Origin of the sequence: Bradyrhizobium sp. HKCCYLRH3059 (assembly GCF_051168035.1) — a bacterium.
GTDB lineage: Bacteria > Pseudomonadota > Alphaproteobacteria > Rhizobiales > Xanthobacteraceae > Bradyrhizobium.
In genome coordinates this window covers 328,505-352,329 of record NZ_JBNPUF010000003.1, presented here as the reverse complement: position 1 = coordinate 352,329, position 23,825 = coordinate 328,505, and the positions used below count along the sequence as shown (strand labels likewise).

Sequence of the window (23,825 nt, the reverse complement as noted above, 5' to 3'; positions counted from 1 at the left end):
GATTGTTAGGCGGCAGGCGTCACTGTCGGGACGAAGTCCGGCGAATCGGTCGATTCGTAGTTGAAGGTGACGTCCTTCCAGATATCCAGCGCCTCGCGCAGCGGCGTGCAGGTCTGTGCCGCCTTGGCCAGGATCTCCGGACCTTCATGCACGTAGTCGCGGCCCTCATTGCGGGCGAGGATCATCGCTTCCAGCGCGACGCGGTTGGCGGTCGCACCGGCGGCGATGCCGCGCGGATGGCCGATCGTGCCGCCGCCGAACTGCAGCACGACGTCCTCGCCGAGCAGGTCGAGCAACTGGTGCATCTGGCCGGCATGGATGCCGCCGGAGGCCACCGGCATCAGCTTGTTCAGGCTGGCCCAGTTCTGGTCGAAGAACACGCCATGCTCCAGCCGCATCGGATTGAAGTCCTCGCGGCAGATGTCGTAATAGCCGCGCGTGGTGTTCGGATCGCCTTCGAGCTTGCCGACCACGGTGCCGGCATGGATGTGGTCGACGCCGGCGAGCCTCATCCATTTGGCGATGACGCGGAACGACACGCCGTGCGCGCGCTGCCGCGTGTAGGTCGAGTGACCGGCACGATGCAGATGCAGGATCATGTCGTTCCGGCGCGCCCATTTCGCCATCGACTGGATCGCGGTGTAGCCGATCACGAGGTCGATCATGACGATCGTCGAGCCGAGCTCCTTGGCGAACTCGGCGCGCTCATACATGTCCTCCATCGTCGCCGCGGTGACGTTGAGGTAGGTGCCCTTGATCTCGCCGGTCGCCGCCTGCGCCTTGTTGACCGCCTCCATGCAGTACAGAAAGCGCTCGCGCCAATGCATGAACGGCTGCGAGTTGATGTTCTCGTCGTCCTTGGTGAAGTCGAGCCCGCCCTTCAGCGCCTCGTAGACGACGCGTCCGTAGTTGCGGCCGGACAGGCCGAGCTTCGGCTTGACGGTGGCGCCCAGTAGCGGCCGGCCGAACTTGTCGAGCCGCTCGCGCTCGACGACGATGCCGGTCGCCGGCCCCTGGAACGTCTTCACATAGGCCACCGGCAGCCGCATGTCCTCCAGCCGCAGCGCCTTCAGCGGCTTGAAGCCGAACACATTGCCGATGATCGAGGCGGTCAGATTGGAGATCGAGCCGGGCTCGAACAGATCGAGGTCATAGGCGATATAGGCGAAATAGCTGCCGGGCGAGCCCGGCACCGGCTCGACGCGGTAGCACTTGGCGCGATACTTCTCGGCCGCCGTCAGCCGGTCGGTCCACACCACGGTCCAGGTCGCCGTCGAGGATTCGCCGGCGACCGCGGCGCAGGCCTCGGTCGGATCGACACCGTCCTGCGGCGTGACGCGGAACAGCGCGATGACGTCGGTGTCCTTGGGCTGATAGGACGGCTCCCAATAGCCCATCTTCTTGTATTCCATCACGCCGGACTTGTAGCGATCCTTGCCGCGCACCGTGATCGATTGGTCGTTCATGTGTTCCTCCTGGATTTTCGTTGTGGCTGTGGACGTCACGCAGCTTCGGTCATTCCCCCAATTCGTGGATCGAGCGCGCCGGAGCGATAGCGCTTGGCCATCTCCGACAGCGGCAGCACCTTGATCCTGGATGCATTGCCGGCGGCGCCGAACTGCTCGAACCGCTCGCGGCAGAGCTCGCGCATCGAATCCATCGCGGGCTTCAGGAATTTGCGCGGATCGAACTCGCTCTTCGACGACGCGCCGACTTTTCGGAAGATGGCGGTCATTGCCAGCCGGCAGTCGGTGTCGATGTTGACCTTGCGCACGCCGTGACGGATGCCGCGCACGATCTCCTCGACCGGGACGCCCCAGGTCTGCGGCATCTCGCCGCCGAACTGGTTGAACATGTCCTGCAGGCTCTGCGGCACCGAGGACGAGCCGTGCATGACGAGATGCGTATTCGGCAGCCGGCGATGGATCTCCTCGATCACGTTCATGGCGAGAATCTCGCCGTCCGGCTTGCGCGAGAATTTGTAGGCGCCGTGCGAGGTGCCCATCGCGATCGCCAGCGCATCGACCTTGGTGGCGCGGACGAAGTCGACCGCCTGGTCGGGATCGGTCAGCAGCTGCTCGCGGCTGACCTTGCCCTCGAGGCCGTGACCATCCTCCTGCTCGCCGCCGCCATGTTCGAGCGAGCCGAGCACGCCGAGTTCGCCCTCGACCGAGGCGCCGACCCAATGTGCCATGTCCGTGACGCGCCGGGTAATGTCGACATTATAGTCGTAGTCCGCCGCGGTCTTGGCGTCGGCCTTGAGCGATCCGTCCATCATGACAGAAGTGAAGCCGTACTTGATCGCGGTGGCGCAGGTCGCCTCGTCATTGCCGTGGTCCTGGTGCAGGCAGAGCGGGATCTGCGGATACATCTCCTCCAGCGCGTCGATCATCTTGGACAGCATGATGTCGCCGGCATAGGAGCGCGCGCCGCGCGAGGCCTGGATGATCACGGGGGCATCGACGGCCGCGGCCGCCTCCATGATCGCCAGCCCCTGCTCCATGTTGTTGATGTTGAACGCCGGCACGCCGTAGCCGCGCTCGGCCGCATGGTCCAGCAATTGTCTGAGCGTGATCCGCGCCATGTTGGTCTCCGTCCCTGGTTCGATGTTCTGTTTGGCGGCGCGGCTCAGGAAGCCCGCGCCCGGATGATGTTGCGCATCGCCGCATCGGCCACCGCCGCAGGCGTGATGCCGAATTCGCGGTACAGCACCTCGGCCGGCGCCGAGGCGCCGAAGCCGTGCATGCCGACGAACTCGCCGGCATCGCCGAGCCAGCGCGCCCAGTCGCCCTCGATCGCGGCCTCCACGCCGATGCGCGGCACGTGGCCGAGCACCGCGGCGCGATACTCTGCCGACTGCTCGCGAAACAACTCGAAGCACGGCGCCGACACCACCGCCGCCTGGACGCCCTCGGCCGCCAGCAGCTTGGCCGCCTCCAGCGCGATGGCCACCTCCGAGCCGGTCGCAATCAAAGTTACGTCGCGACCGGCCTCGGGCTCGATGACCACGTAAGCGCCGAGCGCTACCTTGTTGTGATCCGATGCCTCGGTGCGGAAGGCCGGCAGGGCTTGCCGAGACAGGCACAGCACCGACGGCGAGGTCTCCGCGCGCAGCGCGCAGTCCCAGGCTTCCGCCGTCTCGACGGCGTCGGCCGGGCGGAATACCAGGAGGTTCGGAATGGCGCGCAAGCTCGCGACATGCTCGACCGGCTGATGCGTCGGGCCGTCCTCACCGAGGCCGATGGAATCGTGGGTCATCACGTGGATAACGCGGATGCCCATCAGCGCGGCCAGGCGAATCGCCGGCCGGCTGTAGTCGGCGAACGCGAGGAAGGTGCCGCCATAGGGAATGAAGCCGCCATGCAGCGCGATGCCGTTCATGGCAGCAGCCATCGCGTGCTCGCGCACACCATAGTGGACGTAGTTGCCATCCATTGCGGCCGGCGTGACGGATTTGTGCGTCTTTGCCTTGGTCAGGTTGGAATGCGTCAGGTCCGCCGAGCCGCCGAGCAGATTTGGCAGCACTGTCGCAATGACATCGATGACGTTCTGCGAGGCCTGGCGGGTAGCGATCTTCGGCCGCTCGGCCGTGAGCTGCGCGATGAACTGCGCCATGCGCTCGGTATAGGCGGCCGGCAGCTTCTTGTTCAGCGCGTCATGGCACGGCGATCGGTCCGCGGTGCACAGCTTGCGCGCACGCTCCTTCCAGGCCTGGCGCACGCTGCGGCCGCGCGCGCCGATCTCGCGCCAGCTCACCAACACATCGGCTGGCACCTCGAACGGACGGTGCGGCCAGTGCAGTGCCGCGCGGGTCTTCTCGACCTCCTCCGGCCCGAGCGGCGCGCCATGCGCCTTCTCCGAGCCCTGCCGTCCGGGTGAGCCGAAGCCGATCGTCGTCCGGCACGCAATCATGCTCGGGCGGTTGCTCTGCCGCGCCGCCGCGATAGCAGCCTCGATGGCTTCGGGATCATGGCCGTCAATGCGGGACGTCGACCAGCCCGACGCCGCGAAGCGTGCGAGCTGATCGTCGGAGCAGGCAAGACCCGTCGAGCCGTCGATCGAGATGCCGTTGTCGTCGAACAGCACGATCAAGCGATTCAGCTTGAGATGGCCCGCGAGCGAGATCGCCTCGTGGCTGATGCCCTCCATCAGGCAGCCGTCGCCGGCGATCACATAGGTGTAGTGGTCGACCAGATCGTCGCCATAGCGCGCGTTCATCAGGCGCTCGGCGAGCGCCATGCCGACCGCCGTCGCGATGCCCTGCCCGAGCGGACCGGTGGTGGTCTCCACACCAGGCGTGTGGCCATACTCAGGATGCCCCGGCGTCTTGGCGCCCCATTGCCGGAACCGCTTCAGCTCATCGATCGTGACGGCCTCGTAGCCAGTCAGATGCAGCAGCGCATAGAGCAGCATCGAGCCGTGTCCGGCCGACAGCACGAAACGGTCGCGATCGGGCCAGGCCGGATCGGCGGGATCGAATTTCATGAAGCGTGAGAAAAGGACGGTTGCCACGTCGGCCATGCCCATCGGCATGCCCGGATGACCCGATTTCGCCTTTTCGACTGCGTCGATGGCCAGGAAGCGGATGGCATTCGCCATCTCGGCATGGCTGGGATCGGCTTTCGGAGCCAGCGTTTGCACGGCGGTGGCGGTCATAGCGTGCGCCTCTTTCGGTCCATCAGTTGCATGATCATGGGGGTGAGAATGAGCTGCATCGCGAGATCGAGCTTGGCGCCGTGGATCACGATCGAATTGGCGCGCGACATGAAGCTCTGCGGAATCATCGAGAGCAGATAGGGGAAGTCGATGCCGCGCGGGTTCTTCAGCCGGATCACGACCATCGATTCATCGGGCGTCGGGATCCAGCGGGCGACGAACGGGTTCGAGGTGTCGACCGTCGGCACGCGCTGGAAGTTGATGTCGGTCTCGGAGAACTGCGGGATGATGTAGTTCACGTAGTCCGGCATACGGCGCAGGATCGTGTCGGTGACCGCCTCGGTGGTGTAGCCGCGCGACGCGCGGTCGCGGTGCAGCTTCTGGATCCACTCCAGGTTCATCACCGGAACAACGCCGATCTTCAGATCGGCGTGCTGCGCGATGTTGACCTTGTCCGTGACAACGGCGCCGTGCAGGCCTTCGTAGAACAGCAGATCGGAATCCTCCGGCAGCCGGCTCCACTCGGTGAAGTTGCCGGGCCTTGTGTCGTAGAGCCGCGCCTCCTCCTCATCGTGAACGTAGTGGCGCGTCATGCCGGTGCCGGTCTCGGAATAATCGCGAAAAGTCTTCTCGAGCTCCTCGAACAGATTGGTGTCGGGGCTGAAATGGCTGAAGTGCTTGTTGCCGATCTCGGCCTCCTCGACCATCTTGCGGCGCATCTCCTCGCGATTGTAGCGATGGAAGGCGTCGCCCTCGATATAGGCCGCCTTGACGTTCTCGCGGCGGAAGATGTTCTCGAAGGTCTTCTTGACGGACGTGGTGCCGGCGCCCGACGAGCCGGTGATCGAGATGATGGGATGACGACGTGACATGAACTTTCTCCGGAAGGCGCGTTCGGCAGGCGGGCTCAGCGGAACAGGCCGCGCCGCGCGAACAGGGGCGCATCGCTGGTTTCGAACAGCGGCTCGATGCCCTCATGCAACTGGTCGACGTCGCGGACAAGGCGGACGTCGCCCATGATCAGCGGCGCGCGCTGATGCGGCGAGCGCGCCGACAGTTCGAGGATGCGCGAACGGCCGCTCGAGGCCGAGCCGCCGGCCCATTCCATGATCAGCGCCATCGGATGCGCTTCGTAGACCAGCCGCAGCCGGCCCTCGCGATAGCCGGGGCGGGAGTCGGCCGGATAGAGGAACACGCCGCCGCGCATCAGGATACGATAGGCCTCGGCGACCAGCGAGGCGATCCAGCGCATGTTGAAGTCGCGGCCGCGCGGGCCGGCCGCGCCCGACAGGCATTCGTCGACATAGTTGCGCACGGTCCCGCTCCAGTGCCGGCGGTTCGACGCGTTGATGGCGAACTCCGGCGTATCCTGCGGGATGCGGATGCCAGACTTGGCGAGCATGAACTCGTGCAAGGTCGGATGCAGGACGTAGAGATCGACGCGATGGTCGATCGCGAGCACCAGGCAGGTCTGTGGTCCATAGACAAAGAAGCCGGCGGCAAGCTGTGCCGTGCCGGGCTCGAAGAAGCTGGAGAGCACGTCGCGGCCCCGCGGGCGGATCGAGAAGATGGTGCCGACGGAGATGTTGTTCTGCAGGTTCGACGAGCCGTCGAGCGGGTCGATCGCCACGCAAAGTGGGGCAGCAGCATTGACCGTTTCCGGCCGGTCGACCTCCTCGGACAGGATGCCAGCGACCGGAGCCCGGCGCAGCGCATCCCGCATCAGATTGTCGGCGACGATGTCGAGCGCCTTCTGGACGTCGCCGTCGGCGTTCACGGTGGCGGCGCCTTCGTCGACGCCAGACAGCGGTGCGACCGCGATCTGCCGCGCGAGTTCGCGCGCCGCCCCGGCCAGAGCCTCGATGACCGCGGCGCAATCGGCGTCGGCACCCTGCGCCGCCAGATGTGCCTGCAATGTCTGATGTTGATCCATTTGGTGATTCATGGGCCACTCCCTCGCCATCAGCTCCTCTGCCGGGAACTTGATGAAGCCGCACGAATGCGTCGTGCCGCGCTGCTATCAACACTCGATTTGCCTAATTAGGGAAATTTCATTATCTTTGGATAGACCAAAGTTTTCCTTATACTGGCGATCTCATCGAGGGTTCCATGAGCCGGCACTTCTCTCGCGATCTCACCATCCGCCAGCTTCGGGCGCTGGCTGCCGTGCAAAACTCGGGGTCGGTGACGTCTGCGGCCGGCCGTTTGAACCTCACTCAGCCTGCCGTGACCCTGCAGATTCGCAATCTTCAGGAGCTCGCCGGGCTGCCGCTGATCCAGCGCACCACCGACGGCATGATCCTGACCGAGGCCGGCCGCAGCGTCCTGGCACTCGCCGAGCGCGTCGAAGCCGCGCTGCAGGACTGCGAGCAGGCGCTCGACATTCTGGCGGGACGCAGCGGCGGCCGCGTGGCGATCGGCGCGGTCAGCACCGCGAAATATTTCGTGCCGTTTGCGATCGCGGAATTTTCGCGGCGCTTCCCCAAGATCGACGTCACCTTGCGGATCGGCAATCGCGACAGCCTGCGCGAGGCACTGCGCGGCTATGATCTCGACATCGCCATCATGGGCCGGCCACCGGCCGACGTTCCCGTGGATATGCGGCCGTTCGGAAAGCACCCGCACATCATCATCGCCCCAGCCAACCACCGGCTGGCGCGCCGCAAGCGGATCGCGGCCGAGGATCTCGCCGGCGAGGTGTTCATCACCCGGGAGCCGGGATCGGGCACCCGGCTGCTGATGGAGACATTCTTCGAGAAGCATGGTCTGAAGCCGAAGACCAGCATGGAGATGGACAGCAACGAGACCATCAAGCAGGCCGTGATCGCCGGCCTCGGCATCGCCTTCATCTCGCAGCACACCGTCGCCCATGAGCTCAGCGAGGGGCGGCTGGTGACGTTGAAGGTCGCGGGATTGCCGATCATCCGCCAGTGGCACGCGGTGCGGCGCGCCGACAAGCTGCTGCTGCCGCCGGCGCAGGCGATGCTGGACTTCTTCGGCAAGGAAGGAGCGCGGTTTCTGCCGAGCTGAGCGCGACAACCGATGCCATTGCGGTGTCACGTCTCGCATGGCGCCGTCTCACCAGCCGATCTCGAACCGGCAGGCCTCGTCACCCCAGGCTTCGCAGGCAATCTCGCGCGCATGGGCGTCGGGATGCACGAGCCTTGCGAACAGCGTCTCGAACGTCCCAGCGTAGAAGTCGCAGATGGCGTGATCGCCGTGATGGCCGCGGCACAGCGGACAATGGCTGATCTGGTAGATGGTGGGCCGACCTGGGCGTACGGTGAAGGTGCCGGTCCCGGCAAACGTCCAGGCATGCGCGGATATCGCCCGCGTCAGCACGCCGCTCGCGAGCCGGGCCGGCAGCAGCCGGAGCACGCGGTGCGCCGCGGAGGGGATGCGATGCGCGAGCAGATAGGCCGCCGTCAGCCGCCCTGCCCTGGTGCTGACGGCGCGCGCAGCATCGTCGTCGAGCTCGGTCCGAAGCGCACGATGGAGCCGCGTGACCTCGGCTTCGTCGACCATCGCCGCCGGAGGCGTCGCGAGATAGGTGTCGAGCCGCGCGGCCGCGAAGACGCGGCGCGCCGCCTCCTCGCCGTGCAGCTGACGCAAGGCCTCCGCGGTCTGGATGATCGCGTTGGGACCGATGCGGCCGGCGATGTGGCCTTCAGCAACGCCGTCCTGATGGTCAGGCGCGGCGTCAGCACGCGGCAGCGGAACGTGCCGGGCGCACGTGCCGTGCATCTCAATGCACCCGCGTCTCGGTCTCGTCGCTCATCTGCCCGGCGCCGCCGCCACAGGCCATCACCTGCGCCTGCTGCGGTCCGCTCAGCTTGCGATTATGGCTCGTCTTCCATTCGATCTTGCCGGGATCGGCGCGCCTGCGCGACGTATCGAAGCCGAAATCGACCTTGCCCTTGGACTGCGGCCCCCAGTAATTAACGCGGCCGAGATCGTAGAATTTCCGCTCGAAGCCCGACTTCAGGAACGCCTTGAGGCAGCCGAGCAGATAGCGGCGGCGCTCGCCGGAGCCGGCCCAGGGATAGGAGAACAGCGCCTTTAGGATGTAGAAGCGGCGATAGTTGTTCATGACGCCGTCGAGCAGCTCGCCGCGGTCCATCGCGTCCGGCTTCATGATCGGGGTGACGAAATTGTACTTCTCGTAGTCGAAGATCTCGACCTTGTCGCCGAGGTCGCGGAACAGATCGGAGAACGGCCAGGGCGTGTACATCGCCCAGTTGGCGAGATCCGGCTTCCAGTCGCGCGCCATCTGGTAGGTCTCTTCCAGGGTCTCGCGGGTCTCGTTCTCGAGGCCAACGATGAACTGGGCCTCGACGACGATGCCGGCGTCGCGCAAGAGCTGGATCGCCTTCTTGTTCTGCGCGACCGTGGTCTCCTTGTTGAAGCGGTCGAGCTTCATCTGCGCCGCGGCTTCCGTCCCCAGCGAGACGTGGATCAGGCCGGCCTTGCGGTACAGCGGCAGCAGCGCCTCGTCGCGCAGGATGTCGGTGACGCGGGTGTTGATGCCCCAGAGGATCTTGAGGTCGCGGCGGATCAGCTCCTCGCAGAAGGCTATGAACTTCTTCTTGTTGATGGTCGGCTCCTCGTCGGCGAGGATGAAGAAGCCGACATCGTGCTCGCGCATCAATGTCTCGATCTCATCAACCACCTTCTTCGGGTCGCGGATGCGATAGTCGCGCCAGAATTTCCATTGCGAGCAGAAGCTGCAGGTGAACGGGCAGCCGCGCGCCATGTTGGGGATGGCGACCCGCTTGTTCATCGGGATGTAGATGTACTTGCTCCATTCGAGCACGCTCCAATCCGGCGTGATCGCATCGAGGTTCTTCACCGTCGGCGCCGCCACCGTCGCCACGACCTCGCTGCCGTCGCGATAGGCGATGCCCTTGATGCTGCGGCGGTCCGTCGCCCAGCGGCCGTCCTCGCGGGCGCGCATCAGGTCGACGATGATCTCCTCGCCCTCGCCGCGCACGATGGCGTCGATCCACGGCGCCTCGGTCAGCACCTGCTGATACATGAAGGTGGCGTGGATGCCGCCGAGCACGGTCAGTGCGTCCGGGTGCTCCTCCCGAGCGATCTCCAGAAGACGCTCGGCCTTGTAGATGGAGGGCGTGATCGCGGTGCACCCGATCACGTCAGGCTTTTCGCTGCGCAGGATGGCGCGGACCTGATCCTCGGAGAGATCGTTGGTCATCGCGTCGATGAAGCGGAGGTCGGTGAAGCCGGCCGCCTTCAGCGCGCCGGAGATATAGGCCGCCCAGGCGGGTGGCCAGTTGCCGGCGATCTCGGCGCCGCCGGAGTGATAATTCGGATGCAGCAACAAGATCCGCACAGCGTCCTCCCCGACTATCAATTTGTCCATATATCTTAACGTTAAGACATATTGACAATTTGATCTGGCTCAAACGCCGCGCGAAAGCGTCACCTCATGCCGCTTGTGCGAGACCCATCTCGGCCCAGATCTCCGAGAGTGCCGCAACGAGATGCTCGATATCCGCATCGGAATGATAGGGCGACGGCGTGATGCGCAGCCGTTCGGTGCCGCGCGGCACCGTCGGATAGTTGATCGGCTGCACATAGATGCCATAGCGCTCGAGCAGGATGTCGCTGATCCGCTTGCACAGCACAGGATCCCGCACCATCACCGGCACGATATGGCTGGGATTGTCGAGATGGCTGACGCCGGCCTCGTCGAGCCGGCGACGCAGCCGAGCGACGCGGTCCTGGTGCCGGGCGCGCTCGGCATTGCTGGCCTTCAGATGCCGGATGCTGGTCAGCGCCCCCGCCGCCACCGCCGGCGGCAGCGAGCTGGAGAAGATGAAGCCGGAGGCAAAGCTGCGGACGAAGTCGCAGACCGTGTTGGAGGCCGTGATATAGCCGCCGATCACGCCGAACGCCTTGGCCAGGGTACCCTCGATCACGGTCAGGCGATCGGCCACGCCGTCGCGCTCCGAGATGCCGCCGCCGCGCGGACCGTACAGGCCGACGGCGTGGACCTCGTCGAGATAGGTCATGGCGTTGAACTCGTCGGCGACGTCGCAGATGTCCGAGATCGGCGAGATGTCGCCGTCCATCGAATAGACGCTCTCGAACGCGATCAGCTTCGGCGCCTTGGGATCGAGATCCGACAGCTTGTCGTGGAGATCGGCGACGTCGTTGTGGCGCCAGATCCGGGTGTCGCAGCGGCTGTGGCGGATGCCCTCGATCATCGAGGCGTGGTTGAGCTCGTCGGACAGGATCACGCAGCCGGGCATGCGCGAAGCCAAGGTCGACAGCGACGTCCAGTTCGAGACATAGCCGGAGTTGAACAAGAGCGCAGCCTGCTTGCCGTGGAGATCGGCGAGCTCCTCCTCCAGCAGGACATGATAGTGGTTGGTGCCGCTGATGTTGCGGGTGCCGCCGGCGCCGGCACCGCAGCGGTCGAGCGCCTCGTGCATCACCTCCAGAACCTTGGGGTGCTGGCCCATGCCGAGATAGTCGTTGGAACACCACACCGCGACATCGCGCTCGCCATGGGGGCCACGATAGGTCGCACGCGGGAAGGCGCCGGCCTTGCGCTCGAGGTCGGCGAACACGCGATAGCGTCCTTCGCGCCTGAGACCGTCGAGCTGGCGGCGGAAATAGTCTTCGTAGTTCATGGTACTCCCCCCTGTGCTGTCGTGTTCGGATCGACCGGCGGCGTGACCGGCACCGCGGCCAGTCCGGTGATGGTTTGCGCCTGCGCGTCAGCGCGGGCCTGGCGATAGGCTTGGCGGAATTGCTCTTCGAGCCGCTGCCGTGCTGCGGCTGCTGCATTCTTCTGAACAGAGACGGGACGCTCGGCCTGCGGCGCAGGAGAGACTACCGCGAGCACCGGCCGGACCAAAGGCGTCGCGGGCACTGGTGCGGGAGCGGCAGCCACGACCGCCATCGCAGGCACGGCAGGCTCGACTGGCGCGCTCCAGCGCCACAGATTGATCACCGGCATCGGCAGCGCCATGAAGCCATGCTCGAGCAGGCCGAGCGCGATCAACGATGCGAGCAGTGACAGCGCGACGCCGTCGAACGATGACGTTGCGCCGATCGCGGCAGCGGCGACCATCACGGTCGCGGTGGTCGCCGCGGCAATCGAGAACGGGAACAACGGGTTGGTGGACTTCTTTGCAAAATAGCTGCGCATGAAGCGGACCTGCTGCGGCAGCAGCTCGTCGTTCAGGGTGCGCACGCCAAGGAACAAATTGATCTTCGCGCTCTGCCTGAGCACCAGCAGCGCGGCGAAGGTCCACCAGCTGAGACGGTTGGGCGCGCCCGATGTCACCGCGAAGACGAGGCCCGCGGTCGCGATCAGCGCCAACTCGTGATAGGCGATCGCCTGCAGCGCGAAACCGACGCGCGAGGCCGGTGTGCAGTCCCGCGGGCACGACTCGGGCCGCGGGCCGGTGATCCAGCCGGCGAGCAGCGACATCTCGACCGTGCCCCACAGGAGAATGGCGCAGGTGAAGGCGCAATAGGCGTTGGCATCCTCCGCCGCCTGGCTCGACACCGCGACGCCCGACAGGGCCGCGACGAACGCCGCGGCCGTGCCCCATTTGAACGCGGCCGGATGGCGGGCGGCGAGCCCGACCAGCGCCAGCACGGCGCCGGTCGAGAACCACCAGACGAACACGACGTAGGGAATGGCAATCGCGGTCGCGCCCATGGCCGGCTCCTTGTCACCAGGCGGGTTGCAGCCTGATCTCCCGTGGCAGCTCGTTGCTCTTGGCCGGCAGCATGTACAGCCGGCCGAAGGTCAGCGCCGCCTTGAGCGGCAGCACGGCGCGCTTCAGCGTGCCCATGATGCCCCCCTGTGCCTTGGCATCGGCAATCGCCTCCGACACCTGGCGCAGCTGCTTCAAGCCGGCCCAGAAGCGCGGATTATCGATGTCCAGCATGACCGGGAAGACCTGACGCGAGATCTCCGAGGTGATCCGGAACACGCGCATGTCGTACTCGTCCACCGGCATGCCGAGCGCCTCGTAGAAGGCGGGGCGCATGTGGTCGCGGACATGCATCGTCGCGAACACCGCGAGCAGGAAGAACTTGATCCACAGCTTGTTGAGGCCGCTGAGCAGCTTCGGATCGGCGCGCATGAGAAGCGCGAACGCCTCGCCGTGCCGGAACTCGTCGTTGCACCACCGCTCGAACCACTTGAAGATCGGGTGGAACTGGCGCTCCGGATGCCGCTCCATCTGGCGATAGATGGTGATGTAGCGGGCGTAGCCGATCTTCTCGGACAGATAGGTCGCGTAGAAGATGAACTTCGGCTTGAAGTAGGTGTACTTCTTCGTCTTGGTGAGGAAGCTGAGGTCGACGCCGATGCCGTGATCCTTGAGGATCTCGTTGATGAAGCCGGCATGGCGCGCCTCGTCGCGGCTCATGAACTGGAACAGCTCGCGGATATCGGGATTGGTGATCCGCTTCTTGATCTCGGCATAGAGCACGCAGCCGGAGAACTCGGCGGTCAAGGACGACACCAGGAAGTCCTTGAACTCCATGCGAAGCGCCTCGGGCAGCTCGTTCAGATCCTTCTCGAATTCCGGCGTGCGCACGAAGTGCTTGCGGTTGTGGTCGGCGCGCAGCTCGGCCATGACCGCATCCCATTCGCGGCGCACCAGGTCGACGTTGAGCCGGTCCATCGCCGCAAAGTCGGTGGTGTAGAAGCGCGGCGTGAGGATCGTGTCCTCCAATGCCATCTTGGTGGAGATGTTGCCGCTTCCGCCTTCCATCGCGATCATCTGACCCTCCCGTCCGAAAAGCTGACGTCGTACAATTCCGTGAGCTCGAGATAGCCCGCGACATGCATCATCAGGCGCTTCAAGGGACCTGCCCGCACCACCGTGGCGGTGCGGCGCAGGTTGAGCTGCTCGCCGAACTTCACCACGATCGGCGCGCCCTGGATCAGCACTTCGTCGCCCGGACGAATGTTGACGTCGCGGTCGAGCGTGACATGGGCATGCAAGGTCTCGGAGGTCTGCTCGATCTCGATGCTGCAGCCGATGTCGAAGCGGCGCGGCCCGGCGGCCCATAATCCTCTCATCGCGGCTCTCCCATCGCCATCAATCCCGTGAACCGGCGCATGTTGTCGGCGCCGAACGGCGCGAGATCGATCCGCCGGCCGGTGGCGGGATCGTCCAGTGTCAGATGGCCGTCGGACCAGCGGTTGATCGTGAACGCCGGGCCCGATCCGATCGCGTGACGCTGGCGGTCGAAGGCCATGCTGCGCAGCACGGTGCGCAGGAAGCCATCGCCGCCGGCCTCGACCACGGTCACGAGCTTGCCGCTGTCGGGCGACACCACCGCAATGCCGCCATCGGCACGGTCCTCGAACCGCAGCGCCGTCGACTGCACCGCCGTGACGTGGTCGTTGCGCACCGTGCCGATACCCGTGACCCGGCCGACGCCGGCCGCGAGCAGGGCAAAGGCGACCAGGGCGAAGGCCGCGCGGAGCGCGCCCCTCGGAATGATGATCTCGGCTTCGGCATGGCTATCGGCGTTGCTCATCGCGCCCTCCTCCCGATCACGCCGCGCTGGCGACCGCCGCCGGCGGTGCGCCTTGCGACTGACCATTGGCTGTCGGCAGCGGCTGCGCGGCGACGGCGCCATCCGACGCCGCAACCAGCGCCTTGGCAAGAATCTCGGCGACGTTGCGGGCGTCCGGAACGCCGCGCAGCATCGGCTCGACCTCGTTCAGCCGCCACGGCCGCGCATGCGGCCACAGCAGCAGATACGACAGCCGCTGCTGCGCGGTGACGCCGAGCGGCAGATCGCCGGAGCCATCGGAGAACAGCTTCGCATCCGCCCGTGCCACCTGCTTGAACGGCACGTTCAGGGTCATCGGCAACACGGCGCCGAACTGCAGCAGTACGCGCCGGCTGGTAATGGTATAGCGCGTGGTGCGGCTGTAGAGCACCGCGAGCCCGGTGAGCAGCAGCGTCGCCAGTGCCACCGGCGTCACCAGCGACGAGGCGCCGACGACCGAGGCCGCGAGCGGCTGATGATCGAGCACGCCCGCCACAACGCGCGCGCCGAACAGCGCCGCGAAATAAGCCAGCACGAGGCGCAGGTGGAACACCCGCAGCAGCAGCGCCTTCACCGTGGGCTGTCCCTGCCAAAGCAGCCGCTCGCCCTCCGGCAGCATCAGCGTGTCCATCTCCCTGCGCGTACTCACAGCAGCGGCTCCTGCCGTGCAGCAGTCGCGTAGAGATGACCGCCGCCATAGTAGCCGACGATCTTGTCTTCCTCGAGCTTGGTGACCTGGTCGGGGTTGGCAAGGCCCGGCACGCTGGCGAATTGCGAGCCGAGGATGGCATCGACCAGCACCGCCTTACGCGACCTGTCGACGATGGCCATGGTCATCGGCAGCAGCACGTGACGTCCGACGATGCCGTCGACCTCGACCTCGAGGTATCGGATCAGCATCTCGGCGCGGTCGACCCAGACCTCCCGAACCTTGCCGCCGAGCCTGCCGTCGCAACCCAGCACTGGCATGCCGCGCGGATCCGGATCTTCGGAGGCGATGAAGATGCTGCCGTCGACGCGCAGCGGCACGATCGCAGGGATGTTGTCGATGGTCAGCTCCGGCTCGTCCTTGCGCGCGGCAAAGGAGCCCGGGCCGACACCGTCGAGCATCGGATTGCCGGTCGGCAGATAAGGCGTGCCCGGCCAGGGATACATCGGCGTCACCGGCGCATCGGCGCGGTCGTTGTCCCAGTTCGGCAGGGTCGCGGTGCGGCCGCCATGCATGTGGTAGGTCTTCGGGCTCGGCGGGGTCGGGAAGCCGTGACCGCTCGAGGCGGTCCGGCGGCCGACGCGGCCCTCGAACTGCAGCGGATAGCCTTCGCGCTTGTCCTCGGTGCGCAGGTAGAAGATCAGGGCTGCGAAGAACACCCAGAACCCGTAAAGCACCACCTGGGCGACATCGATGTAGCTCGTGAAAGACGTCTGCATGGTTTCCTCCCCGACCGGGCTAACCTGGAAATTCAGCGATTCCGAATTGTAGTTGCTGCGGCTCCGCCGCTCGCCGCCGCACCAGCGGTCCGATGACCGCAAGCGTGACGAACAGCAGCGCGATTTCGACGTGGTAGACGATGCTGTAGCCGGTCGCGGGACCGGCAAGGGCGACGCCGAGGCGGCCATCCAGCGCGAGCTGCGACATCACATCGCGAATGGCGCCGCCGCCGGCGATCGCGAGCCCCGCCGCCGTCGCCTGCACCGCGCCCCAGGCACCGAGCGCAAGCCCGCTCTCGCCGTTCTGCACCAGTGCCATCGCCGCCGTCAGCGTGCCCACGGCGAACAGCCCGCCGCCGAGACCGATCAGCGTGGTGCCGATCCGGAACAACAAGGGTGAGGCCAGCGGCGCCGAGAAGATGACAGCAGAGAAGGCGAACAGCCCGACCAGTCCGCCGACGGCGGCGATCCGATAGGGATCGGAGCCCTTGCCGAGGCGGCGCGCGGAGAGACCGAAGCCGGCCAGCGTGCCCGCGGCGAACAAGGCGGTCAGCGCCGTGGTCTCGCCGACGGTCAGATGCAGGATCTCAGCCCCGTAAGGCTCCAGCAGGATGTCCTGCATGGTGAAGCCGGCGGTGCCGAGCCCGACCGCGAGCAGCACGCGTGCCGAGCCACCCGCCTCCCGGAAGTGTCGCCAGGAGTCGCCGAAGCGCGGCCGCTCGCGGGCCGCCGACGTGCGCGACGGATCACGCGCCTCCTGCTTCCACAGCGCGATGACGTTGAGCACCATCTCGGTCAGCGCCGCGCCCTGGATCACCTGGATCAGCCGCATCTCGCTGAACTCGGCTAGCAGCCCACCGAAGGTCAGCGCGCTCGCCATCATGCCGAACATCAGCATCACGTAGAGAAAGGCGACGACGCGCGGACGCGAATGCTCCGGCGCGATGTCGGTCGCGAGTGACAGGCCTGCCGTCTGCGTGGTGTGCAACCCGGCGCCGACCAGCAGGAAGGCGAGCGCCGCACCGAGACGGCCGGCAATCACCTGGCCCGGCGCATCGGCCGACGACAGCAGCAGCAGCGCGAACGGCATGATCGCGAGGCCGCCGAACTGCAACAGGGTGCCCATCCAGATGTAGGGCACCCGGCGCCAGCCGAGTACCGAGCGGTGATGATCGGACCTGAAGCCGATCAGCACCCGCAGCGGTGCGAACACCAGCGGCAGCGCCACCATGGTCCCGACCAGCCAGGAGGGCACGCCGAGCTCCACGATCATGACGCGGTTGAGCGTGCCGTTGAGCAGCACCACCGATATGCCGATCGAGACCTGGAACAGCGACAGCCGCATCAGGCGCGACAGCGGCAGCTCGGTCGAGGCGGCATCCGCAAACGGCAGATAGCGCGACGACAGCCGCATCCACGCCTGCATGATCGATGGTGCGCGTGCGCTCATGCCGGGCGGAGCTCCAGCGCCTGCGAGATATAGAAGCCGTTGGCGATGCGGCGGCTGCGGGCGCAGCGCCAGTCGGCGAGATCGTGATGGTCGGCGATCAGGCGATACAGCTTCTGCTCGGCGACCGGCTCGATCGACGGCGCGCGGTTGCCGCGCGGGAACACGCCACCGACGGCATGCATGACGGCGAGCATCGGCGTGCGCGGCGCATAGGTCATCAGGATCGCGTCGGAGGTGCGAGCGGCCAGACCGGCGACAATCCGCACGGCATCCTCGGCGCGGTAGTGGATGAACGAGTCCATCGCGACGACGAAGTTGAAGCCGCCGTACCTGGGATCGAGCATGTCGCCGGCGACGAACTGAATGGCGTTGCGGCTGATGTCGTCGGGCAGCCGGCGCTGGGCGATCTCGATCAGGGTCGGCGAAATGTCGACGGCGACGACATCGGCGCCGCGACGGGCCGCCTCGATCGAGAAGCTGCCGGTGCCGCAGCCGGCGTCGAGAATGCGCGCGCCGCGCAGATCGAGCGGGAGCCATGACAGCAGCGTCCGCCGCATCTCGTCACGGCCGGCCCGCACCGTGGCGCGGATGCGGCCGACCGGCGCATCCGACGTCAGCCGTGTCCAGGCGGCGACCGCGGTGCGGTCGAAATAGGTCTCCACTTCACTGCGGCGGGCGAGATATTGCGCTGAGGTCATCGGCTGGCTCCACTCAATCAAAGCCAAGGAGATCGAAGATGTCGCGGTCCTTCAGCGGCACCGCCTGCATCGGCTCGCTGCCGGCCAGCAGCGAGGCCGCCAGGCGCAGATATTCGTTCTGGGCACGGTGGACGTCCGGCGAGGGCTCCATCTCGAACAGCGTGCACTTCTTCAGCCGGCTCTTCCGAATCACGTCGAGATCGGGAAAATGCGCCACCGTCTTCAGGCCGGCCCGCTCGTTGAACTTGTCGATCTGGTCCGTCGCTGCGCTACGGTTGGCGATCACGCCGCCGAGCCGCACCGGATAGTTGCGCGACTTGGCCTGGATCGCGGCGACGATGCGGTTCATCGCGAAGATCGAGTCGAAGTCGTTCGCAGCCACGATCAGCGCACGGTCGGCGTGCTGCAAGGGCGCTGCGAAGCCGCCGCAGACGACGTCGCCGAGCACGTCGAAGATCACGACGTCGGTGTCTTCGAGCAGATGGTGTTCCTTGAGCAGCTTGACGGTCTGGCCGACGACGTAGCCGCCGCAGCCGGTGCCGGCCGGCGGCCCGCCCGCCTCGACGCACATCACGCCGTTATAACCCTGGTAGACGAAGTCCTCCGGGCGCAGCTCCTCGGCGTGGAAATTGACCTGCTCGAGAATGTCGATGACCGTCGGTACCAGCCGCTTGGTCAAGGTGAAGGTGGAGTCGTGCTTGGGATCGCAGCCGATCTGCAGCACGCGCTTGCCGAGCTTGGACAGCGCGACCGAGAGGTTCGACGACGTCGTGCTCTTGCCGATGCCGCCCTTGCCATACACCGAGAACACCTTCGCGGTGTCGATGACGACGTTCGGATCGAGCTGCACCTGGACGCTGCCGGCCCCATCGGGGCGCCGCGGCGCCGTTGTCAGCGGCGGTCGTAATGTCACGTTCATGCGGCAACTCCCACGCCTTCGAGGCGATCTTCGAGCTCTTCCCCGGCCTTGCGCAGCACGTCGAGCATGTCAGGGTCCGGGGTCCAGTAGTTGCGCTCATGCGCCTCGATCAGTCGGTTGGCGATCTTCGCGGACGCGGCCGGATTGAGCGAGGCAAGCCGCTCGCGCATCGCGGGGTCGAGCACGAAGGTCGTCGTGATCTGCTGATAGACCCAGGGCGCGACCTGGCCCGTGGTGGCCGACCAGCCGACCGTGTTGGTCACGTGCGACTCGATCTGGCGCACGCCCTCATAGCCGTGGGCGAGCAGCGCCTCGTACCATTTCGGATTGAGCGTGCGGGTGCGGGTCTCCAGCGCCACCTGCTCCGACAGCGTGCGCACCGTGCCTTCGCCGCGGGTCTGGTCGCCGATATAGACCGGCGCCGCCTCGCCCTTGGCGCGCTTCACCGCGCGGCTGATGCCGCCGAGCGTATCGAAATAATGGTCGATGGTGGTGACGCCGAGCTCGACCGAGTCGACGTTCTGATAGGCCGCATCGACGCCGGCCAGCACATGGCCGAGCAACGCGTCGCGCCGGACAGGGCGTCCGTCGGTGCCGTAGGCAAAGCCCTTGCGCCGTGTGTAGACGTCGGCGAGTTCGTCCTCATCGGTCCAGGCGCCGCAATCGATCAGATGATTGACGTTGGCGCCATAGGCACCCTCGGCATTGCCGAACACACGCAGCGACGCATCCGCCAGCTCGCCGCCATGCGCGGCCTGGAACGCGACCGCGTGCTTGCGCACGTAATTCATGTCGGCCGGCTCGTCGGCGGACGCCGCAAGCAGCGCTGCTTCGGCGAGCAACTTGGTCTGCAACGGCATCAGGTCGCGGAAGATGCCCGAGAGAGTGATGACGACATCGATGCGCGGGCGGCCCAACTGCTCCAGCGGGATCAGCTTCGCGCCGCAGAGGCGGCCATAGCTGTCATGGCGTGGCTCGGCGCCCATCAGCCACAGCGCCTGCGCGATCGGCCCGCCCTCGGTCTTGAGATTGTCGGTGCCCCACAGCACCAGCGCGATTGTCTCGGGCAGCTTGTGGCCTTCACCTGCATGGCGGGCGAGCAGCCGCGCGACCTGGCGCTCGGCATCCTTGAGCGCGAAGGCGCTGGGAATGCGGAAGGGATCGAAGCCATGGAGATTGCGGCCGGTGGGCAGCACGTCGGTGTTGCGCAGCAGATCGCCGCCGGGCACGGGGCGGATGTAGCCGCCGTCGAGCGCGTGCAGGATCGCGGGCGTCTCGCCGTCGGTGGCGAGCATCCTGTCGAGCTCGGCACGCTTGGCCGGATCGGCGATGCCGGCGAGGTCGAGCAGCTCGGTCCGCTGCCCCTCGGGCGGCGGCGCGCCGACGACATGCAGGCCATGCGGGATCAGCGAGTATTCCAGCTCCAGCACGCTCGCGGACAGCGCGCCGATGCTGGCATCGCGCTCGTCACCCCACAGCGGCTCGGCCGCGGCAAGATCGACCGCCGCCGCCTGCGCCTGGATCAGCGCCGCGCTGTCGCCCCTCACCTGCTCGGTCGCGTCCGGCGACAGATTGCGCCAGGCGTCGAGCGAGGATTTCAGATCGGCGAGCCCCTTGTAGAGGCCGGCGCGCGTGATCGAGGGCGTGAGATAACTGATCAGGGTGGCACCGCCGCGCCGCTTGGCGAGCGCGCCCTCGGACGGGTTGTTGGACGCGTAGATGTAGAAGTTCGGCAGGTCGCCGATCAGACGCTCCGGCCAGCATTCCGCGGACAGCCCGGCCTGCTTGCCCGGCATGAATTCGAGCGCGCCATGGGTGCCGAAATGCAGCACGGCGTGGGCAAGGAAATCCTCGCGCAGCCAGCGATAGAACGCCGCAAACGCATGCGTCGGCGCAAAGCTGCGCTCGAACAGCAGCCGCATCGGATCGCCTTCGTAGCCGAACGCCGGCTGCAGGCCGACGAACAGATTGCCGAACTGCTCGCCCAGCACGAGGAGGCTGGCGCCATCGGTCTGGTGACGGCCGGGCGCCGGCCCCCACTGCTTCTCGATCTCGGCGAGGTGGCGCTCGCGCCGGACATGCTGATCCACCGGGATGCGCGCCGCGACGTTGGCGGCGGTGCCGAAGCGCTCGGCGTTGCCCTTGAGCACACGCGCACGCAGCGCGTCCACGGTGTCGGGGACGTCGATCGTGTAGCCCGCCGCGCGCAGCGATGTCATTACATTGTGCAGCGACTCGAACACCGAGAGATAGGCGGCGGTGCCGGCGCTGCCGCCGTTCGGCGGGAAGTTGAACAACACCACGCCGAGCTTCCGCTCGGCGCGCGCGGAGCGGCGCAGCTCGACGAGCCTGGCCACACGCGCGGCGAGTTGCGCCGCGCGCTCCGGCAGCGAGGCCATGTCGCGGCCGGCATCGGCCATCGCCGAGCGGCCGCCGAACACGGTCGGGCCGACGGCGCCGTCGAGCTCGGGAATCGCGACCATCATCGTCGCTTCAACCGGCGTCAGCCCGCGCGCGTCATCGCGCCACTGCTCGACGGTCTGGAATTCGAGCGGATGCGCCGCGATCAGCGGCACGTCGAGGCCGGCCATCACCTCTTCCGCGGCGCGCGCGTCATTGTAGGCGGGGCCGCCGACCAGCGAGAAACCGGTGAGCGAGATCACGGCATCGACGGTGGCAACGCCGTCCTTCTGGAAATAGCGCTCGATCGCCGGGCGCGAGTCCAGCCCGCAGGCGAACACCGGAATGACCGCAAGCCCGCGCGCCTCCAGCGCTGCGATCACGCCGTCATAATGCGCGGTGTTGGCGGCGAGCAGATAGGAGCGCATCAAGATCACGCCGACGCGGCCGGCCGGCTTCGCCAGGGCCGGCAACTGGTCGGCGCGCTCGATGATCCGCGGCGACAGCCGCGGATGATAGAGGCCGACATCCGGATAGGTCACCGGCTCGGCCGCGTTGGTCTCGCCACGCAGCGCGGCGCGCGGGCCGTCGGCGTAGCGGCCGACCAGGAAGCGCACCATGTTCGCAAAGTTCTGCTCGGAGCCGGCGAGCCAATATTGCAGCGTGAGGAAGTAGGCGCGCAGGTCCTGCGCGGTGCCGGGGATGTAGCGCAACAGACGCGGCATCCGCTGCAGCATCTTCATCTGGCCCTGGCCGCTGGAATTGCCGGAACGGTTGCTGCCGCGCAGCCGCTTCAACAGGCCGAGCACGCCGGTGGCCGAGCCCGACATCGTCAGCTTGCCGAGCCGCGTCAGCCGCACCACCTCACCGGCCGACAGGCAGCCGATCATCGCGTCGCAATGATCGCGCCGCGCCTGCAGCGCAGGCAGCACCGGCTGGATGTGGTCCTCCATGAACAGCATCGTGGCGACGACGATGTCGCCGGTGGCGATGTCGGCGAGGCAATGTTCGAGCGCGGTCGGATTGCAGCCCCACTCGTCGGCCGCATGCACCTTCAGATCGAGCCCGGGCAGCTCCGCCTGCAACGCCGTGCGCGCGCGCACGGCAGCCGAGGCGAGATGGCTGTCCATCGTCACGATCACCACCCGGATGGGTGTGACGTCAGCGACCGAAATGCGCTTTGGCATCGTACAAGGTCTCGAGCGTGATCAGGTTGACGTTGCGCTCGCGCGCGAATCGTTCGGTGTTGCGGCGGGCCTTGCCGCGCACGAAGAAGGGGATCTTGGTCAGTTCGCGCTCGGCGTCGGACGCCCAGGCAAGCTCGGTGGTGACGTTGGTTTCGACGACGCGCAGCTGCGGCTGCTGCGGCGGCGCGGCCGGTGCTGCGCCGAGATGCGACGGCGCGTGATCGGCGAATTCATGGTCCTCGCGGAACATGCCGAGCAGATGCTCCTCCAGGCCCATCATCAAAGGATGCACCCAGGTGTCGAACAGCACGTTGGCGCCTTCGAACCCCATCTGCGGCGAGTAGCGCGCGGGGAAGTCCTGCACATGGCTCGGCGCCGAGATCACGGCGCAGGGAATGCCGAGCCGCTTGGCGATGTGGCGCTCCATCTGCGTGCCGAGCACGAGCTCGGGGCGCAGCTCGCCGACGCGGGCCTCGACCTCCAGGTAATCATCCGTGATCAGCGGCTCCACGCCGTAGATCGCGGCGGCTTCGCGGATCTCGCGGGCGAACTCGCGGGCATAGGTGCCGAGGCCGACGACCTCGAAGCCGAGCTCCTGCGTCGCGACGCGCGCCGCGGCGACCGCATGGGTCGCGTCGCCGAAGATGAAGACACGCTTGCCGGTGAGATAGGTCGAATCGACCGAGCGCGAGTACCACGGCAGCCGGCTCTCGCTGCGCGCCAGCACCGGCGCGGCATCGACGCCGGCGAGGCCTGCGACCTCCGCAATGAAGTCGCGCGTCGCGCCGACGCCGATCGGGATCGTGCGCGTGAAAGGCTGGCCGAACTGGCGATTGAGCCATTGCGCCGTCGTCAGCGCGATCTCGGGATACAGCACGATGTTGAAATCGGCGCCGGGAAGGCGGGCGAGATCGGCCGGCGTCGCGTTCCACGGCGCGACGACGTTGATCTCGATGCCGAGCTCCACAACCTGCCTGGTCACTTCCGCGAGGTCGTCGCGGTGACGGAAGCCGAGAGCCGTCGGACCAAGCAGGTTGCAGACTGGACGGGCGCCTGTCTTCCTTTCACGGCGGGGGGAGCCATCTGCGGAAGACGCAGCCAACGCCCGTACAATCCGGTAGAGCGTTTCCGAGGCGCCCCAATTCTCCTTGCGCTGATAGGCCGGCAGCTCGAGCGGGATCACCGGAATGGGAAGCTTCAAGGCCTGCGCGAGCCCGCCGGGATCATCCTGGATCAGCTCGGCCGTGCAGGACGCGCCGACCAGCATCGCCTGCGGCTGGAAGCGCTCGTAAGCGGCGCGCACCGCGCTCTGAAGCAGATCCGCAGTGTCGCCGCCGAGATCGCGCGCCTGGAACGTGGTGTAGGTGACCGGCGGGCGGCGGTCGCGGCGCTCGATCATCGTGAACAGGAGATCGGCGTAGGTGTCGCCCTGCGGCGCGTGCAGCACGTAGTGCACGTCGCGCATCGCGGTCGCGATGCGCATCGCGCCAATGTGCGGAGGTCCTTCATAGGTCCAGACCGACAGCTGCATC

20 protein-coding genes are annotated in these 23,825 nt (G+C 66.7%); 1 reads left to right on the top strand and 19 read right to left on the bottom strand.

Going from position 1 to position 23,825, the window contains the following annotated elements:
- Positions 1 to 5: 5 nt before the first annotated feature.
- The 5 genes from ACQR13_RS12405 to ACQR13_RS12385 are packed head-to-tail and all read right to left on the bottom strand — an operon-like array spanning position 6 to position 6,619.
- Positions 6 to 1,466, bottom strand: coding sequence for a form I ribulose bisphosphate carboxylase large subunit (locus tag ACQR13_RS12405; RefSeq protein ID WP_434844498.1), 1,461 nt, complete (start codon positions 1,464 to 1,466; stop codon positions 6 to 8).
- A 35-nt stretch (positions 1,467 to 1,501) separates the two neighbouring features.
- Positions 1,502 to 2,584 (bottom strand): class II fructose-bisphosphate aldolase, encoded by a 1,083-nt coding sequence (gene fba / locus ACQR13_RS12400; RefSeq protein WP_316191936.1) that lies wholly within the window; start codon positions 2,582 to 2,584, stop codon positions 1,502 to 1,504.
- Between the two features lie 44 nt (positions 2,585 to 2,628).
- Entirely contained in the window at positions 2,629 to 4,656 is a 2,028-nt protein-coding gene (gene tkt / locus ACQR13_RS12395; protein WP_434844497.1) for a transketolase, read from the bottom strand.
- Positions 4,653 to 5,528, bottom strand: coding sequence for a phosphoribulokinase (locus ACQR13_RS12390; protein WP_315714337.1), 876 nt, complete (start codon positions 5,526 to 5,528; stop codon positions 4,653 to 4,655). The genes tkt and ACQR13_RS12390 overlap by 4 nt, the downstream gene beginning before the upstream one ends.
- 35 nt (positions 5,529 to 5,563) lie before the next feature.
- On the bottom strand, positions 5,564 to 6,619 hold the full coding sequence (locus ACQR13_RS12385) for a class 1 fructose-bisphosphatase (RefSeq protein ID WP_315714336.1): 1,056 nt from the start codon (positions 6,617 to 6,619) through the stop codon (positions 5,564 to 5,566).
- Between the two features lie 146 nt (positions 6,620 to 6,765).
- Here ACQR13_RS12385 and ACQR13_RS12380 point away from each other — a divergent pair, with 146 nt between their 5' ends.
- A complete protein-coding gene (locus tag ACQR13_RS12380; protein ID WP_315714335.1) occupies positions 6,766 to 7,686 on the top strand; it encodes a LysR family transcriptional regulator in 921 nt (306 codons plus the stop codon).
- A gap of 48 nt (positions 7,687 to 7,734) precedes the next feature.
- On the opposite strand, the gene bchJ is transcribed toward ACQR13_RS12380, so the two are convergent.
- The 14 genes from bchJ to bchB form a co-directional block, all read right to left on the bottom strand.
- Positions 7,735 to 8,400, bottom strand: a complete 666-nt coding sequence (gene bchJ / locus ACQR13_RS12375; protein ID WP_315714333.1) for a bacteriochlorophyll 4-vinyl reductase — start codon at positions 8,398 to 8,400, stop codon at positions 7,735 to 7,737.
- Between the two features lies 1 nt (position 8,401).
- A complete protein-coding gene (gene bchE, locus ACQR13_RS12370; RefSeq protein WP_316172511.1) occupies positions 8,402 to 10,006 on the bottom strand; it encodes a magnesium-protoporphyrin IX monomethyl ester anaerobic oxidative cyclase in 1,605 nt (534 codons plus the stop codon).
- A gap of 94 nt (positions 10,007 to 10,100) precedes the next feature.
- Positions 10,101 to 11,312 (bottom strand): 5-aminolevulinate synthase, encoded by a 1,212-nt coding sequence (gene hemA / locus ACQR13_RS12365; RefSeq protein WP_434862864.1) that lies wholly within the window; start codon positions 11,310 to 11,312, stop codon positions 10,101 to 10,103.
- Positions 11,309 to 12,352, bottom strand: a complete 1,044-nt coding sequence (gene puhE / locus ACQR13_RS12360; protein ID WP_316169204.1) for a putative photosynthetic complex assembly protein PuhE — start codon at positions 12,350 to 12,352, stop codon at positions 11,309 to 11,311. The genes hemA and puhE overlap by 4 nt, the downstream gene beginning before the upstream one ends.
- A 13-nt stretch (positions 12,353 to 12,365) precedes the next feature.
- Complete coding sequence (gene acsF, locus ACQR13_RS12355) at positions 12,366 to 13,427, bottom strand: magnesium-protoporphyrin IX monomethyl ester (oxidative) cyclase (RefSeq protein WP_316169205.1); 1,062 nt, start codon at positions 13,425 to 13,427, stop codon at positions 12,366 to 12,368.
- Positions 13,424 to 13,729 (bottom strand): hypothetical protein, encoded by a 306-nt coding sequence (locus ACQR13_RS12350; protein WP_315714327.1) that lies wholly within the window; start codon positions 13,727 to 13,729, stop codon positions 13,424 to 13,426. Before ACQR13_RS12350 ends, acsF begins: the two co-directional genes overlap by 4 nt.
- Positions 13,726 to 14,193, bottom strand: coding sequence for a photosynthetic complex assembly protein PuhC (gene puhC, locus ACQR13_RS12345; RefSeq protein WP_316169206.1), 468 nt, complete (start codon positions 14,191 to 14,193; stop codon positions 13,726 to 13,728). The genes ACQR13_RS12350 and puhC overlap by 4 nt, the downstream gene beginning before the upstream one ends.
- A 16-nt stretch (positions 14,194 to 14,209) precedes the next feature.
- On the bottom strand, positions 14,210 to 14,860 hold the full coding sequence (gene puhB, locus ACQR13_RS12340) for a photosynthetic complex putative assembly protein PuhB (RefSeq protein WP_315714325.1): 651 nt from the start codon (positions 14,858 to 14,860) through the stop codon (positions 14,210 to 14,212).
- Positions 14,857 to 15,639 (bottom strand): photosynthetic reaction center subunit H, encoded by a 783-nt coding sequence (gene puhA / locus ACQR13_RS12335; RefSeq protein ID WP_316193176.1) that lies wholly within the window; start codon positions 15,637 to 15,639, stop codon positions 14,857 to 14,859. The genes puhB and puhA overlap by 4 nt, the downstream gene beginning before the upstream one ends.
- 19 nt (positions 15,640 to 15,658) lie before the next feature.
- Positions 15,659 to 17,089 carry a BCD family MFS transporter gene (locus tag ACQR13_RS12330; RefSeq protein WP_434862863.1) on the bottom strand — a complete coding sequence of 477 codons (1,431 nt, stop codon included), beginning with the start codon at positions 17,087 to 17,089 and terminating at the stop codon, positions 15,659 to 15,661.
- Positions 17,086 to 17,787, bottom strand: a complete 702-nt coding sequence (gene bchM, locus ACQR13_RS12325; protein ID WP_316172517.1) for a magnesium protoporphyrin IX methyltransferase — start codon at positions 17,785 to 17,787, stop codon at positions 17,086 to 17,088. The genes ACQR13_RS12330 and bchM overlap by 4 nt, the downstream gene beginning before the upstream one ends.
- A gap of 13 nt (positions 17,788 to 17,800) precedes the next feature.
- Positions 17,801 to 18,706, bottom strand: coding sequence for a ferredoxin:protochlorophyllide reductase (ATP-dependent) iron-sulfur ATP-binding protein (gene bchL / locus ACQR13_RS12320; protein WP_316172518.1), 906 nt, complete (start codon positions 18,704 to 18,706; stop codon positions 17,801 to 17,803).
- Positions 18,703 to 22,293, bottom strand: coding sequence for a magnesium chelatase subunit H (locus ACQR13_RS12315; RefSeq protein WP_434841327.1), 3,591 nt, complete (start codon positions 22,291 to 22,293; stop codon positions 18,703 to 18,705). Before ACQR13_RS12315 ends, bchL begins: the two co-directional genes overlap by 4 nt.
- On the bottom strand, positions 22,268 to 23,824 hold the full coding sequence (gene bchB, locus ACQR13_RS12310) for a ferredoxin:protochlorophyllide reductase (ATP-dependent) subunit B (RefSeq protein ID WP_434841328.1): 1,557 nt from the start codon (positions 23,822 to 23,824) through the stop codon (positions 22,268 to 22,270). Before bchB ends, ACQR13_RS12315 begins: the two co-directional genes overlap by 26 nt.
- Between the last annotated feature and the right edge of the window lies 1 nt (position 23,825).

What these genes read in the sequence shown, in the direction of transcription:
- ACQR13_RS12405 (WP_434844498.1), bottom strand. Translation starts at nt 1,466, where the DNA reads ATGAACGACCAATCGATCACGGTGCGCGGCAAGGATCGCTACAAGTCC.
- fba (WP_316191936.1), bottom strand. Translation starts at nt 2,584, where the DNA reads ATGGCGCGGATCACGCTCAGACAATTGCTGGACCATGCGGCCGAGCGC.
- tkt (WP_434844497.1), bottom strand. Translation starts at nt 4,656, where the DNA reads ATGACCGCCACCGCCGTGCAAACGCTGGCTCCGAAAGCCGATCCCAGC.
- ACQR13_RS12390 (WP_315714337.1), bottom strand. Translation starts at nt 5,528, where the DNA reads ATGTCACGTCGTCATCCCATCATCTCGATCACCGGCTCGTCGGGCGCC.
- ACQR13_RS12385 (WP_315714336.1), bottom strand. Translation starts at nt 6,619, where the DNA reads ATGGCGAGGGAGTGGCCCATGAATCACCAAATGGATCAACATCAGACA.
- ACQR13_RS12380 (WP_315714335.1), top strand. Translation starts at nt 6,766, where the DNA reads ATGAGCCGGCACTTCTCTCGCGATCTCACCATCCGCCAGCTTCGGGCG.
- bchJ (WP_315714333.1), bottom strand. Translation starts at nt 8,400, where the DNA reads ATGCACGGCACGTGCGCCCGGCACGTTCCGCTGCCGCGTGCTGACGCC.
- hemA (WP_434862864.1), bottom strand. Translation starts at nt 11,312, where the DNA reads ATGAACTACGAAGACTATTTCCGCCGCCAGCTCGACGGTCTCAGGCGC.
- puhE (WP_316169204.1), bottom strand. Translation starts at nt 12,352, where the DNA reads ATGGGCGCGACCGCGATTGCCATTCCCTACGTCGTGTTCGTCTGGTGG.
- acsF (WP_316169205.1), bottom strand. Translation starts at nt 13,427, where the DNA reads ATGATCGCGATGGAAGGCGGAAGCGGCAACATCTCCACCAAGATGGCA.
- ACQR13_RS12350 (WP_315714327.1), bottom strand. Translation starts at nt 13,729, where the DNA reads ATGAGAGGATTATGGGCCGCCGGGCCGCGCCGCTTCGACATCGGCTGC.
- puhC (WP_316169206.1), bottom strand. Translation starts at nt 14,193, where the DNA reads ATGAGCAACGCCGATAGCCATGCCGAAGCCGAGATCATCATTCCGAGG.
- puhA (WP_316193176.1), bottom strand. Translation starts at nt 15,639, where the DNA reads ATGCAGACGTCTTTCACGAGCTACATCGATGTCGCCCAGGTGGTGCTT.
- ACQR13_RS12330 (WP_434862863.1), bottom strand. Translation starts at nt 17,089, where the DNA reads ATGAGCGCACGCGCACCATCGATCATGCAGGCGTGGATGCGGCTGTCG.
- bchM (WP_316172517.1), bottom strand. Translation starts at nt 17,787, where the DNA reads ATGACCTCAGCGCAATATCTCGCCCGCCGCAGTGAAGTGGAGACCTAT.
- bchL (WP_316172518.1), bottom strand. Translation starts at nt 18,706, where the DNA reads ATGAACGTGACATTACGACCGCCGCTGACAACGGCGCCGCGGCGCCCC.
- ACQR13_RS12315 (WP_434841327.1), bottom strand. Translation starts at nt 22,293, where the DNA reads ATGCCAAAGCGCATTTCGGTCGCTGACGTCACACCCATCCGGGTGGTG.
- bchB (WP_434841328.1), bottom strand. Translation starts at nt 23,824, where the DNA reads ATGCAGCTGTCGGTCTGGACCTATGAAGGACCTCCGCACATTGGCGCG.